9 protein-coding genes and 1 pseudogene are annotated in these 14,401 nt (G+C 54.0%); all 10 read right to left on the reverse strand.

The annotated features are described in order from the left end of the window. The coding region (locus tag HMPREF9473_RS13015; RefSeq protein ID WP_006780585.1) for a septum site-determining protein MinC at positions 1-617 on the reverse strand (617 nt) is incomplete at its 3' end. Positions 618-651: 34 nt separating this feature from the next. After that, positions 652-3,540, reverse strand: coding sequence for a penicillin-binding transpeptidase domain-containing protein (locus HMPREF9473_RS13020; protein ID WP_006780586.1), 2,889 nt, complete (start codon positions 3,538-3,540; stop codon positions 652-654). After that, entirely contained in the window at positions 3,533-4,051 is a 519-nt protein-coding gene (mreD, locus tag HMPREF9473_RS13025) for a rod shape-determining protein MreD (RefSeq protein WP_006780587.1), read from the reverse strand. Before mreD ends, HMPREF9473_RS13020 begins: the two co-directional genes overlap by 8 nt. A 1-nt stretch (position 4,052) precedes the next feature. Next, positions 4,053-4,899, reverse strand: a pseudogene (mreC, locus tag HMPREF9473_RS13030) (rod shape-determining protein MreC). Next, positions 4,900-5,595: a RadC family protein gene (radC, locus tag HMPREF9473_RS13035; RefSeq protein ID WP_006780590.1), complete on the reverse strand. Its 696-nt coding sequence runs from the start codon at positions 5,593-5,595 to the stop codon at positions 4,900-4,902. Between the two features lie 99 nt (positions 5,596-5,694). Further along, a complete protein-coding gene (locus tag HMPREF9473_RS13040) occupies positions 5,695-6,975 on the reverse strand; it encodes an aminotransferase class I/II-fold pyridoxal phosphate-dependent enzyme (RefSeq protein ID WP_034859287.1) in 1,281 nt (426 codons plus the stop codon). Then, the gene (gene miaA / locus HMPREF9473_RS13045) at positions 6,975-7,934 is read right to left on the reverse strand and encodes a tRNA (adenosine(37)-N6)-dimethylallyltransferase MiaA (RefSeq protein ID WP_006780592.1); all 960 of its coding nucleotides are present in this window, start codon (positions 7,932-7,934) and stop codon (positions 6,975-6,977) included. Before miaA ends, HMPREF9473_RS13040 begins: the two co-directional genes overlap by 1 nt. Before the next feature lie 3 nt (positions 7,935-7,937). Then, positions 7,938-10,160: a DNA mismatch repair endonuclease MutL gene (mutL, locus tag HMPREF9473_RS13050; protein WP_006780593.1), complete on the reverse strand. Its 2,223-nt coding sequence runs from the start codon at positions 10,158-10,160 to the stop codon at positions 7,938-7,940. A gap of 44 nt (positions 10,161-10,204) precedes the next feature. Further along, positions 10,205-12,856 carry a DNA mismatch repair protein MutS gene (mutS, locus tag HMPREF9473_RS13055; RefSeq protein ID WP_006780594.1) on the reverse strand — a complete coding sequence of 884 codons (2,652 nt, stop codon included), beginning with the start codon at positions 12,854-12,856 and terminating at the stop codon, positions 10,205-10,207. Positions 12,857-12,915: 59 nt separating this feature from the next. Further along, positions 12,916-14,379, reverse strand: a complete 1,464-nt coding sequence (miaB, locus tag HMPREF9473_RS13060) for a tRNA (N6-isopentenyl adenosine(37)-C2)-methylthiotransferase MiaB (RefSeq protein ID WP_006780595.1) — start codon at positions 14,377-14,379, stop codon at positions 12,916-12,918. Between the last annotated feature and the right edge of the window lie 22 nt (positions 14,380-14,401).

A 14,401-nucleotide genomic window follows, 5' to 3' on the forward strand; every position in this document is an offset into this window, starting at 1 on the left:
CAAATACTACTATTTTCGACACAAGCCATCATAGGTCCCCTGCCAAGTTTCTTGCTTTTCGGCTGGGACTTGCCGGCGTAGTCCGCGATTCGCAGCTGGGTGGGCGCCATCTCGAAGGCCACAATCACGGCATCCTCGTTGCCGGCCACGCCGGCGGTGACGGAGCCCATCAGGTGGCCGAGAACAATCACATTTCCCTTGGCGGTCACCTTGGCGCCCTTTCCCACATCTCCAATAATCACAATACTGCTCTCCGACTCCAGCGACTCCCCCTCCCGCAGATTCCCGCGGAAGAACTGGCCCGTGGTGGAGGAAAGCTCCATCAGTTTCTCATTCAGCGCTTTTTCGCACTCTTTTATCCGGTTGGCATCCTTATCAAGCAGACACAGGACTTCTATCTGTGAATGTTCTGTAATTACATTGACAATCTGAAATTCCTCCTCCGGGGTCAAATCCCGGCCCTCCAGCGTCAACGTCATCTGTACCGAGCCCCAGAATTTGGCGCTCTCCCTGAATTTTCGGGCAACATCCTCAAGCAATTGCTCCAATGGAATATTGGGGTCCAGAAACACGGACATACCTGATTTGTTGCTTTTGATTACTACGGTACTTGACATGATACATCACCTTCTCTTCTTCATCATTCTATCCCTAATCCCTGATCACAACATCGGAGGCATCCAGCGCGCCGGTGTTCAGAATATAATCCAGGTCGGTATATTTATAATAGAGCCGGTAAATATTCTTGGCAATGGTAGCCGCGTTGGACGCGGTGTAGCCATAGGGAATATTGACCGTCACACTAATCTCCGGGTCGGTATATGGCCCGTAGGAGATAAAGAACCCATGGTTGGCTCTGGTATTCTCCTGCGCCGTACCCGTCTTACCGGCGATATCCACCTCCAAATCCTTGAAAATCGCTTTGGCGGAACCATCCTTTACCACGGCCCTCATGCCGTCCTGCACCACATTCCAGGTGCTGTCCGCCACATCGATATGGTTGGAGATGTTGGGGGTATACCCCTTAACCAGCGTTCCGTCGGAGCTGCTGATCTTGTTGATCAGGCTCAGTTCAAACACATCACCCCGGTTGGCAATCGCCGTCACGTAGCGAGCCAGCTGCACGTTGGTGTAGGAGTTGTTGCCCTGTCCCATGGCGGAACGCTCCGGAGCCTCCGTGGTCAGAGACGGCGCATTCTCCGATATCTCGATGCCGGAGGTGTGGTCCAGTCCGAACATGGTGGCATACTTCCGGATAATGTTGACGCCCCGCTCGGTGGAGTACACCCCGTTTTCATCGGTGGACAGCTGATGCGCCACATCCGCGAAGAAAAAGTTACAGGAGTTCTGAATCGCGCCCATAAGGTTCAACTCCCCATGACGGCCCGGATGAATCCAGCACTTGATAGGCGGGAAAATCTCGTCGTACTCACCGGTACAGTTGATGGTATCGGTGGTGCTGATAGCCCCCTCCTCCAGCGCCGCGACAGCCATAATCGGCTTGAACGTGGACCCCGGCGCCTTCAACACCTGGGTGGCGTTGTTGTAAAGAGGCAGGGACAAATCTTCGTTCAACCGGTTGTAATAGGCCGCGTCCACGGTTCCGGACAGCAGGTTGTTGTCATAGCTTGGGTAGGTGACTAGGGCCAGCACCTCGCCGGTCTTCACATCCACCACGGTGGCTCCGGCCGTACATGGGTCCAGGGCCAGCTGGGCCGGTGTGATATCCAGGTTGGATATCCGGTCTATCAGGAAGCTGAACGCATAGTTATTGCCGTTTTCCGTCAGCATTCTCACCTGCTGCTCATCGTAGGGAAGCACGCCCTGGGCATAGAGCGCCAGGCAGAGTTCCCGCCCCGTCACCACCTCCTGGTTCACCAGATAGCGGTATATCTTCTTGGAAAATTCCGTGTTGTCCAGCAGCCGTTCCATCACATAATCCACCACAGCCTGAAAGCTGTCGTCGGCGTTGGAGTACTTGCTGGAAATATTCAGTTTCGTGGTGTCAATCCAGCTGTTGGCGATTCCCGCGTAGAGGAATTCCCTCAGACTGGAGGTTCCATTCTTGAATGCCTGGGCATCCGGGTTGGTGGAATCAATCTCATCTACCAGAATTACAGCCACGTTGGGGTTGGACAGATAGGTATAAAGATACTGCATGTAAGCCTTCATATCCTCCGGCAGCTCATTCATCGGCGTGGGATTCTCACTCTGAAGCTGGTTTCGAATATCCGACAGTATCTGCCCCCTGGCAGATAAAAACTTGCTGTGGATGGATTTTTCTATCTCCGAGGCGTCCTCATCCGCCATATCCTTCAGGGACAGCACGTTGTTGTTCACCAGCTGGAAGTAGGCGTCCTTCACCGGAATCAGCTTCTTACTGGAGTCCTTATTCTCCGCCTCCGTCACTTCCCGGTTCACCAGCTTGTTGGTCAGAATACCGGCCAGCTGCTGCTCGATGATATTGTAAATTCCCACCTGCAGCTCCCAGTCAATGGTCAGGGAGATATCGTTGCCGGCCACCGGCTCCGTGGCATCATCCTCCACCTTCAGAATCCGGCCCTTGTTGTCGACATACATGTTTTTGACGCCTTTTTTGCCCTGGAGTTCATATTCCATGGAGCTCTCAATACCGATACGTCCCACCACGTCGGTGAGGCGGTAATTCTCGTCGTGTTTTTGCAGTTCATCCAGCTGGTCCTCCTGAACCTTGCCGGTGTAGCCGATAATCGGCGCGAAGTAAACGCTGTCGTTGTAGATGCGGATGGTGGACTCCTCAATATTCACGCCCTGCAAATCCGCCATGTGTTCGGAAATATCCGCCATAGTCTCGTCACTGATGTTGGAGGCCACGGTGGTGGTCTCATACTTCTGGTACTCCGTGAAGGACATGGTGTAGCGGATGTTGATTAATTTTAACAGGGTCTCATCGTCCAGGACGATAGGGTTGCCCTTCTCATCCTTCATCTTATCCAAATCATAGCCGGTTTTTCCGGATACTTTTTCCTCAAACACCTCTCTGGCCGTGATATTGGAGGGGTATTTCCCCTGGGCGTCGTCCAGCTTGTTGGTGGAGGTCAGGCCGTAAAAGTCTCTGAGAAACCTTTTTTTCGCCGCCTCCGACGAGCTGGTAAACATCATATCCCCGTTCTGGTCGATACCCACCTCGAATTTGCCCTCCACGGTCTCGCCGTGTTTGTCCAGAATATTGACAAGGCGAAGCAGCATAGCATTTCGCTGGGCGTTGTTCTTGTAGGCGCCCACATCCTGGATGGTGACGGAGTAAGCCAGCTCGTTGTAAGCCAGCACCTTGCCGTTTCTGTCCAGAATATTGCCTCTGGTACCTGGGGTGTAGACGGTGCGCAGGGTCATCTGGATGTATTTATTCAGTGTCTCCTCCCCGTGAATAATCTGTAAATCAAATAATTTGCCCACCAGGGCGGCAAACATGCACAGGAAGATAACCCCCAGCGCAAATAGACGGGAAGACAGGATTTTCTTGAAGAATTCCTGAGTGATTTCAATTAAGTCTCTAAACAATGTTGGTGTCTCTCCTCTTCTCCATCTCGTGCAGCCATCTGCTGATGCGAAGCAGCAGACGGTATACGAACAATGTGGTAACCACGGTAAAGATAATCTCCGGAATCATCAGTTCCCGGAAATAGTACAAAAAGTTCAGCCGCCCCCGGATCAGGAAGCGGAAAATATACACATACAGATTGTAGGCCAGCTCGTTGAAGAAGCACAGAATCAACGGCAGGGTGATGTAGTCCTCATAGTAATATTTCGTGCAGATGCCGTTGATATAGCCCACATAGACATAAAACAGGGTGTAGAAGCCAAAGGGCCCGCTGTAAAACAAGTCAAGCAGAAGCCCGGCCACCACACCGTAGACCATCCCCGCCCGCTTTCCTTCCATGAAACCAAAGGAAAACGTCAGAATCAGAAGCAGGTTCGGAGCCGCCGACAGAAACGGCAGCAGCGGGAAGATGGAGTTTTGTATGGTAAATGCCGTTATCATCAAAGCCAGATTAATCAGTGCCCGTTTCATTCTACTCTCCCGTCGTGTCCCCGGTCTGCTTCACCTGGGTGATAATCAGTACTTCCTGAAGACTGTCAAACTCCGCCACCGGAATCAGATACCCGGAACTGGTCAGCTGGTTGCTGTCCACCGTGATGTCCGTGGCATAGCCGATCAAAATACCCGGAAGAAATGCGGAACTGATGTTGGAGGTGACAATCCGGTCTCCCTCTTTCACGTCGGCATTCTTCTTGATATTGGAAATGCGGAGCCGTCCCTCTTTGTAGAGCGTCAAATCGCCCCCTACCAGACAGGTGTCTCCCGACTGCATGGCCATGGCGCTGACCCGGCTGGAATCGTCAATAATGGAACGGACCGTGGCGTAATTGGCGCCGGTATCCGTGACAATTCCCACCAGACCGCCACCGGCCATCACGTTGTTGCCCACCTCGATGCCGTCGGCAGAACCCTTGTTGATACGGAATACCTGGAACCAGTCTCCCGTGTCGTTGGCGATGACTCTGGCCGCCACCTTCTCATACTGGAGATAATTCTGGTCAAGTTCGTAGAGCTGGCGCAGACGCTCCAGCTCAAACTGCTGTGACATGAGACGGTTGTTGGTCTCTGTCAGCTCGCTTACTTCCTGTTTCAGCGCGGCGTTTTCTTCCAGGGCCGTCTTTAATTGACTGAAATCCACCAGCTCGTCATAGATGACGGAGCCAACCCGGTTGACACCGGACTGGATGGGAATAAGTACGTACCCCCACTCCGGTCCGCAGCGGCGCCAGCCAGCTGTCGGTGATGGAGGTGACCACGATTAAAACGACGCAGATGATAGTTAATCCTATTAAGATATATCGATTCTGTTTTGATTCCATCTATAACATTCCTTCTTTTCTGAAACTGCAGTAAGCATTGTCTCCTATGACGACGTGGTCCATCAGGCGGATGCCAATCAAGTCCCCCGCCTCTTTCACCCGTCTGGTCAGGTTAAAATCGTCCTGACTGGGCGTCGGGTCGCCGCTGGGATGGTTGTGAACCAGGATAATGTTCACCGCGTGATGGCGTAGCGCCTCGATGAAGATTTCCCTGGGGGACGCCACGGTGGCGTTCACGGTTCCCTTGGCCAGGAGCATATCCTTTATCAGTACATTTTTCGTATTTAAAAACATCACATGGAGCTGCTCCTGCTCCATATGACGCATGTCTTCCATAAAATAGTTGGCAATGGCGTTGGGGTCGTCGAAAACCGTGATATTTCTCACCGCTTCCTTCTTCCAGATACGCCTGGACAATTCCCCGATGCACAGCAGCTGAATCGCCTTCACCCTGCCTATCCCGTGGACCTGCATTAACTCCTGTAAGGACAGGTGAAGTAAACCCGTCAGGCCGTCCTCCGGATAGTTTAAGGTCAGTATCTGCTCCGCCAGTGCCAGCGAATTACTGTCACGGCTTCCCGTGCGGATGATGACGGCCAGAAGCTCCGCATCACTTAGATTGTCCGGACCCATGGCGAGACATTTCTCGTAGGGTCTGTCGTTTTGAGGGATGTCCCTCATGGTAATATGACTCATAATCCTCCTGATACGCAACTCTCCAGATACGAATCAGATGATATCCCGCAAACGGAACAACATAAGTTTACCATAAGTTGTCCCGTCTGTATAGATAATTTATAAAAGTATAATATTTGCGTCCACCAGCTTCTGAAGGGACATCAAAATCCCCAGTTTCGCATGATACCAGGTAAGTCCGCCCTGGAAATACACGGCGTATGGGGGCTTGATGGGGCCGTCGGCGCTGAGCTCAATGGAGGAGCCCTGGACGAAGGCGCCGGCCGCCATTATGACCGGGGCGTCGTATCCCGGCATGTCCCACGGCTCCGGGCTTACATAGCTGTCCACCGGGGCCGCCGCCTGGATACCCTGGCAGAAGGCGATGACGCCCTCCGGGGTTCCGAAGGTCACGGCCTGGATGATGTCGTGGCGGGATTCGGTGCTATCCGGAACCACGGCAAAGCCTAATTTTTCGTAGACATTGGCCGCGAAGATGGCACCTTTCAGGGCTCCGGCCACCACCGTTGGGGACAGGAACAGTCCCTGGAAGAAGGACTGGTTGAGTCCCAGGCTGGCGCCCACCTCCTTGCCAAGTCCCGGAGCGCTGAGGCGGTAGGACGCTCTGTCGACGCAGTCCTTCCGGCCCACGATATAGCCGCCGATGGGGGCCAGGCCGCCGCCGGGATTCTTGATGAGAGAGCCGACTATCATGTCCGCTCCCACGTCCGTTGGCTCGATGGTCTCCACAAATTCTCCGTAGCAGTTATCCACCATGCAGATAACCTCCGGTTTTATCTTTTTCACAAAGGCAATCAGTTCCCCAATCTGGGTGACGGAGAACGTAGGTCTCGTGTCATAGCCCTTGGAGCGCTGGATGGTGACCAGCTTGGTCTTTTCGTTGATGGCCTTGGCGATATTGTCATAGTCAAAGGTTCCGTCGGGAAGTAAGTCCACCTGGCGGTAAACCACGCCGTACTCTTTTAAGGAGCCGACGGAATCGCGGATGCCGATAACCTCCTCCAGCGTGTCATAGGGCTTTCCGGCCGGGGACAGCAGTTCGTCTCCCGGTCTCAAGTTGCCGGACAATGCCACATGGAGGGCATGGGTTCCGCTGATTAACTGGGGACGCACCAGGGCGCTCTCGCCGTGAAAGGCGCTGGCGTACACCCCCTCCAGGGTATCCCGGCCCAAATCGTTGTAGCCGTAGCCGGTGGTTGCCGCAAAATGGACATCGCTGACCCGGTTGTCCTGCATGGCCTTCAACACCTTCATCTGGTTATACTCGGCCGTCCTATCTATCTCCTGAAACCGGGACTGCAGCTGCTCCTCGATCTCCCGCCCAAAATCCAGCACGTTTCTGCTGATGCCAAACTGTTCATACATTGCTGTCATATCCATCATAATATCGATTCTCCAATTAAACATTTTTCTTTTGCATCCGCCACAATCTTTGCCGTCACTCTGGCCGTGTCGTTGTCGTAATCGGGCAGATTCAGCCATCTCACGTCCCGCTCCCGCTTAAACCAGGTGATCTGCCGTTTGGCAAAATGCCTGGTATCCCGCTTCAGAATGTATACGGCTTCCTCCAGGGTGCATTCCCCGTTTAAATAGTCCAGGATTTCTTTGTATCCCAGGCCCTGCATGGATACCAGATTTCTGGTACAGCCCATGTCCTTCAACGCCTGAACCTCCTCCACCAGACCGTCCGCCATCATCATGTCGATGCGGCGCTCGATGCGCTCGTAGAGGATGCTCCGCTCCGTATTTACCACATAATACAGGAAATTGTAGGGTGATTCTTTTTCCCGCTCCCGGCGGTTGTGCAGGGATATGGGTTCCCCGGTCTGGCGGTAGTACTCGATGGCCCGGATGACACGTTTGATATTATTGGCGTGAATCTCCAGGCCGGACTCCGGGTCTATCTCCGTCAGGATCTGGTGAAGATAGGCGGCGCCCTTGTCCTCCGCTAACTGTTCCAGCTCCGTGCGGATGGCTCCGTCCCCGGTGTGCTCCGTGAAATCAATGTCGTAAAGCAGGGCCTGGATGTAGAAGCCGGTGCCGCCGGTCACGATGGGAATATTTCCACGGGAGAGGATGCCGTCCATGGCCTCCTTCGCCATACGTTTAAAGACGGTTACATTGAAGTCTTCCCAGGGTTCCAGCACATCAATCAGGTGATGAGGAACTCCGTCCATTTCTTCTCTTGTGATTTTGGCGGAGCCGATGTCCATGTGGCGGTATACCTGCATGGAGTCGGCGCTGATGATTTCGCCGCCGATGGCCTTCGCCAGCTGGATGGACGTGGCGGTCTTCCCCACGGCTGTGGGGCCCGTCAGTATAATCATGGGTGGTTTCATCACTTATACAATCCTCTTGAATTTCTTTTCCAGTTCATATTTGGTCATGGAAATGATGGTGGGTCTGCCGTGTGGGCAGGCGTATGGGTTCTCCAAATCCAGCAGCTGGTCAATCAGCTCATTGGCCTCCATGACGGATAAGCGGTTGTTGCCCTTGACCGCGGCCTTGCAGGACATGGACGCCACCTTCTCGAAGATGATGTCCGGGTTGTGGCTGGCGATGTCGTCGGATAAACCGTCAATCATTTCCATGAGAAGTTCCTTCTTCGCGATGGAGAATAAGTTGCCAGGCACGGCGCGGACCGCGTATTCCCTGCCGCCGAAATGTTCTATCTCGAAACCGATGCCGGTGAAATAGTCTAAATGCTTTTTCAGCAGAATTTCCTCGTTCATGCTGAGGGTCAGGATGATGGGCGGGTTAATCATCTGGGAGGTGTAGTCACGCTCCTTTAAAGACTTGATGGTCTTCTCGTACAGGACCTTCTCGTGGGCCGCGTGCTGGTCGATGATGAATAACTGCTCGTTGAATTCCACCAGCCAGTAGGTGTCAAACAGCTGGCCGATCAGCTTGTGCTTCTCCCGGCTTTTGGGCTCCAGCAGTTTCTCGCCGAATAAGTCCATCTGCTCCGGTTTCGGTTCGATGATTGGCTCGGTCGGATTGTCTGAAGCGGATGCCTCATTCACAGGCTCCGCGGAAGGCGGCTGGGGCGATGAAGTGCCCTGTTCCAGCTGGTTATCCAAAGCGATGCCAGGATTGGCAGAACGAAGATTCGGCTGCGCATCTCCGGCTCCCTGCTCTGCCATGTTGGCATTCGGCACTGCCGTTCCACTGACGGTTCTGCCTGTCCATGGAGAAACACGTTCTTCCCCGTTTCTCCCGCCGTTTTGTGTCTCCGTCTCTGTCCTTGGCGCTGCCGTGTATCTGCTCCTGTCTTCCGTTCCGGCCGCTCCCAGCTCTCCCAGGAAATCAAAGGCCGGTTTTGTCCGGTATACGTTCTCCGGCTTCTCCTCTTCTCTTCCCGGCGCGGGCGCTGTCTCACCGCCAAACTTCAACTCCCCGGCCGCCTGGCCGAAGCCCCGGCCTTCGGCCGGAATCAGCCGCTTGGAGCCGGCCGCAGGCCGCTCCACCTCATTCCTCCGTCTGGTCTCAAAGGGCTCAGGCCGCGGCGCCTTCAAAAGACTGGCCGCCGCCTTCTTCTCTTCCTTTTTTTCATCCAGACTCACCTCAGGAATCAGCTCCTTGTGAGCCAGGGCATCGCTGACCGCCTGGTAAATCATCCGGTAGATGCGCTCCCCCTCCCGAAACCGCAGCTCCATCTTCGTCGGATGCACGTTCACGTCCAGATACTCCGGCTCAATGGTCAGATGAAGTAATGTAAACGGATATTTGTGCTGCATCATAAAGGGCTTGTAGGCTTCCTCGATGGCCTTCGCCACCACATTGCTCTTGATATACCGCCCATTGATGTAATAATTCTCATAATTCCGGTTGCCTCTGGCAATCACCGGCTTTCCTGCAAATCCCCGAATCTGCAGAATATCCTGCTTCACCTCTACCGGCAGCAGGTTAGCCGCAATCTCCCTTCCAAACACCGTGTAGATAATGTCCTTTAAGTTATGATTGCCCGAAGTGTGCAGCTTATTCTGGTTGTTCTGTATAAAACGGATGGAGATATCCGGGTGGGATAGGGCTATCTTCTCCACCAAATCCGCCACGTAGGCCCCCTCCGTCTGGGCGGTCTTTAAAAAATTCTTCCTGGCCGGCGTGTTGTAAAACAGATTTCTCACCAGAAAGGTCGTCCCCTCCGGCGCGCCAATCTCCTCGATGGATTTCTCTTTTCCACCCTCAATCTGATACCTGGTTCCCGTCAGGGCGTCCGCCGTCTTGGATATCAATTCTACCTGGGCCACCGCCGCAATGCTGGCAAGGGCCTCACCCCGAAATCCCAGGGACGCCACCGTAAACAAATCCTCCACCGACTTAATCTTGCTGGTGGCATGGGGCAGAAATGCCAGCCCCACCTCGTCCTTCGGTATCCCGCACCCGTTGTCGGTGACGCGGATCAGGGAAGTCCCGCCGTCCCGGATTTCCACGGTGACTGCCGTGGCCTGGGCATCGATGGCATTTTCCAGAAGTTCTTTTACGACGGAGGCCGGGCGCTCTATCACCTCACCGGCCGCGATTTTGTTGATTGTATGTTCATCCAATACCGTAATCCGTGGCATCTGCTCTGTCACCCGTCCTTTCTGTCTGTTCAAGTTTTGTAAATCTACCACCGGTTCTTCAACTTGCTCTGTATCTGGTTCAGGAACGTGAGGGCCTCAAACGGCGTCATATTGCTGATGTCCACATCCTCAATCTCCTTGATAATATCATCATTCTTCACCGTGTCGAAGATGGACATCTGAAGCATATCCACCTCATCCGGCTTGGCGACCGTCTTCTTGGCGGCCACATTGGCGCTCTGCTGGGCGATCTCCTTGGCACGCACCGTGATATCGGCGCTGCTCAGTTCCTCCACCAGCTCCTTGGCACGCTCAATGACCGTATCCGGCACACCGGCCAGCTTCGCCACCTGGATGCCGTAGCTCTTGTCCGCCCCGCCCTTGATAATCTTTCGCAGGAACACTATATCGTCCCCCTGCTCCTTCACGGCGATGCAGTAATTGGTCACCCCGCTCATGGTGCCCTCCAGCTCCGTCAGTTCATGATAATGGGTGGCAAACAGCGTCTTCGCCCCCAGAATCTTCGTGTTGCTGATATGCTCCACCACCGCCCAGGCGATGCTGAGTCCGTCAAAGGTGCTGGTTCCCCGTCCAATCTCGTCCAGAATAATCAGACTGTCCTTCGTGGCATTGCGGAGAATATTGGCCACCTCCGTCATTTCCACCATGAAGGTACTCTGGCCGGAGGCCAAATCATCGGAAGCGCCCACACGGGTAAAGATTCTGTCACAGAGTCCGATATCCGCCTCGTCCGCCGGCACAAAGCTGCCTAACTGGGCCATCAGCACAATCAGCGCCGTCTGCCGCATATAGGTCGATTTACCGGCCATATTCGGCCCGGTGATGATGGACACCCGGTTCTTCTGGTTGTCCAGAAGGGTATCGTTTGCCACGAACAAATCCTCCCGCAGCATCAGTTCTACCACCGGATGGCGGCCATTCTTGATATGGATTTCCCCCTTCTCATTGATGGAAGGCTTCACATAGTTGTTCCTGGTGGCAACCACCGACAGGGACGCAAACACATCAATTCCGGCGATGGCCTTGGCCGCCTTCTGAATCCGCAGCACCTCCGCCCCGATGGAATCACGAATCTCACAGAACAGACTGTATTCCAGGGAAAACAGCTTGTCCTCGGCTCCCATGATAATCTCCTCCAGCTCTTTGAGTTCGCTGGTGGTATACCGCTCCGCGTTGGCCAGCGTCTGCTTCCGAATAAAGTAATCCGGCACCATCTCCTTGAAGGAATTGGTCACCTCGAAATAATAGCCAAACACCTTGTTAAACTTAATCTTCAGTCCCTTGATGCCGGTCTTCTCCCGCTCCTTGGCTTCCAGCTCCGCCAGCCAGGTCTTTCCCTCGGTCTTGGCGTGGCGCAGACGGTCCGCCTCCTCGCTGTACCCGTCCTTGATAATGCCGCCGTCCCGGACGGTAATCGGCGGTTCCTCCTCGATGGAGCGGAAAATCAAATCGTACACATCCTCCAGGGTATCCAGCTCCTCATAGAGACGCCCAAGCAGCGGGCTCCTAAACTCTCCCAGCAGGTTCTTGATATGGGGCAGCATTTCCAGGGAATTGCGGAACGCAATCAAATCCCTGGGGTTCGCTGTCTTGTAGCTGATCCGCCCAATCAACCGCTCCAAATCGTAGATAGGATTCAGATATTCACAGATTTCCTCCCGGTTGATGTAGCTGTTGTTCAGTTCCTCCACAGCCTCCTGGCGTTCCAGAATCTGTGCTTTATGTACCAGCGGCTGCTCGATGTAGGTGCGCAGAAGTCTGGCCCCCATGGCCGTCTTCGTCTTGTCCAGCACCCACAACAGAGTTCCCCGCTTCTGTTTCTCCCTCATGGTCTCCACCAGCTCCAGATTCCGTCTGGTGGACAAGTCAATAATCATAAACTCCCCGGTGGTATACGGGGAAATGGTGGTGATATGCTCCAGCGTGCTCTTCTGGGTCTCATACAGATACTGCATCACGGCCCCTGCCGCAATCACCCCCGAGTCATAGTCCGCCAGTCCCAGACCATCCAGACTTCCCACCCGGTAATGCTCTCTTAAGATTCTCCGGCAGGAATCATCGGAGAAGAAATGGTTGTCAAGCGACGAAATCGTCACATGGTACCTGATCTTTAACTCCTCCAAATCAATGCCGGACATATAAAATGCCTCGTTGCAGATAATCTCCGACGGCGTAAACTTGTGCACCTCGTCCCACAGCTCCCGCTCATTTTGCACCTCCGTCACCAAAAAATCACCAGTGCTGATATCGGCGGCGGCCACTCCGAACATATCCCCCAGGTAGACTATCCCCATCAGATAATTGTTCTTCGTCTCGTCGAGCGCCTGAGCACTGGTTATGGTTCCCGGAGTCACCACCCGGATGACCTCCCGTTTCACTAGACCCTTGGCTAATTTCGGGTCCTCCACCTGTTCAGCTATGGCCACTTTGTAGCCCTTTTGCACCAGCCGGTTTAAATAGGTGTCCACAGCGTGATAGGGCACGCCGCACATGGGGGCGCGCTCCTCCAGCCCACATTCCTTTCCCGTCAGGGTAATCTCCAGCTCTCTCGCCACCGTGATGGCATCCTCAAAGAACATCTCATAAAAATCCCCTAACCTGTAAAACAAAATGCAGTCATGATACTGTTTCTTCGTTTCTACGTAATGCTGCATCATGGGTGATAATCCTGCCATGATTTTCTCCTCTTCTCTTCCATTCCCCCGCCTGTCTCCGGCGGGGGCCTGCTGTCTCTCTAAGCCAAATGGCCCATATAGTAAAATCCTTTTGATTCCTCCAGATACACGTCCACAATTTTCCCCACCAGGGAAGCATCCCCCGGAAAATGCACGACGGTATTGTTGCTCATCCGTCCGGTCACAAGTCCGTCCACATGGTCGTCCAGACCTTCCACTAAAACCGGCTGTATCGTGTGTACGTCCCGCCCGGACAGCTCCGCGGAAATGCTCTGCACCTCAGCCAGCAGCCGGTCGAACCGCTCCTTCACCACATCCTCCGGCACCTGGTTCTCCATGGAAGCCGCCGGAGTCCCCGTCCGCTTGGAGTAGATAAAGGTAAACGCGCTGTCAAACCGCACCTTTCTCACCACGTCCATGGTATCCTGGAAGTCTTCCTCCGTCTCCCCCGGAAATCCCACGATGATATCCGTGGTCAGGGAAATGCCGGGCATCGCCGTCTGAATCTTCTCCGCCAGGGCTAAAAACTGCTCCTTGGTATATCTCCGGTTCATCTCTTTAAGCACCTTAGTGCTGCCCGACTGAAGGGGCAGATGCAGGTGATTGCAGATTTTCTTTGACTGTTTCATCACCTCAATCAGCTCGTCGGACAAATCCTTGGGATGGGAGGTCATGAAACGGATGCGCTCCAGCCCCTCAATCTCCTCCACCTGCCGCAGCAGCTCCGCAAAGGTGATGGGCGTCTCCAGCGTTTTCCCGTAGGAATTCACATTTTGTCCCAACAGCATGACTTCCACCACGCCGTCGGCCACCAGACGTTTAATCTCGTTTAAGATGTCCTCCGGGTTCCGGCTCCGCTCCCGCCCTCTCACGTAGGGAACGATACAGTAGCTGCAGAAATTGTTACAGCCAAACATGATGTTGACCCCGGATTTAAAGGAGAATTTCCTGTCGTTTGGCAGATCCTCCACGATATCCTCCGTGCCTTCCCAGACATCCACCACCAGCTTCTGCTCGCCGAATCTCTGGTAGAGCAGCTCCGCCAGCTTGAAAATGTTGTGGGTGCCGAAGACCAGATCCACAAAGCGGTAACTCTTCTTTATCTTCTCCACCACCTCCGGCTCCTGCATCATACAGCCGCAGAGAGCAATCATCATGTGGGGATTCTTCTTTTTCATGGTTCCTAAGTAGCCCAGACGCCCGTAGACGCGCTGGTTGGCATTTTCCCGCACGGTGCAGGTGTTGTAGAGGACGAAATCCGCATGCTCCTCGTCCGTCTCCCGGTATCCGATGGTCTCCAGAATGCCGGTCAGCTTCTCCGAGTCACGGGAATTCATCTGGCACCCGAAGGTCTGGATGTGAAAGGTGCCCTGAAATCCTTCCTCCGTCTGTTTCTTTTCTTCCACCCAGGCCCTGCAAAGTTCCATAAAATAGAGCTGGCGCTCCGGCTCCTCTGCCGGGGCCGCCTGACATGCCGCTTCATAGGTTGGAAGTGTATCTGTATAACCTGCTTTCTGATTCATTTTTATGTTTACCTCTATCTGT

It is taken from the genome of Hungatella hathewayi WAL-18680 (genome assembly GCF_000235505.1).
Taxonomy (GTDB): Bacteria; Bacillota; Clostridia; order Lachnospirales; family Lachnospiraceae; genus Hungatella_A; species Hungatella_A hathewayi_A.

Coding starts and splice junctions, on each gene's coding strand:
- mreD (WP_006780587.1), bottom strand. CDS start 4,051: ATGAAACGGGCACTGATTAATCTGGCTTTGATGATAACGGCATTTACC.
- mutL (WP_006780593.1), bottom strand. CDS start 10,160: ATGCCACGGATTACGGTATTGGATGAACATACAATCAACAAAATCGCG.
- mutS (WP_006780594.1), bottom strand. CDS start 12,856: ATGGCAGGATTATCACCCATGATGCAGCATTACGTAGAAACGAAGAAA.
- miaA (WP_006780592.1), bottom strand. CDS start 7,934: ATGAAACCACCCATGATTATACTGACGGGCCCCACAGCCGTGGGGAAG.
- HMPREF9473_RS13040 (WP_034859287.1), bottom strand. CDS start 6,975: ATGGATATGACAGCAATGTATGAACAGTTTGGCATCAGCAGAAACGTG.
- miaB (WP_006780595.1), bottom strand. CDS start 14,379: ATGAATCAGAAAGCAGGTTATACAGATACACTTCCAACCTATGAAGCG.
- radC (WP_006780590.1), bottom strand. CDS start 5,595: ATGAGTCATATTACCATGAGGGACATCCCTCAAAACGACAGACCCTAC.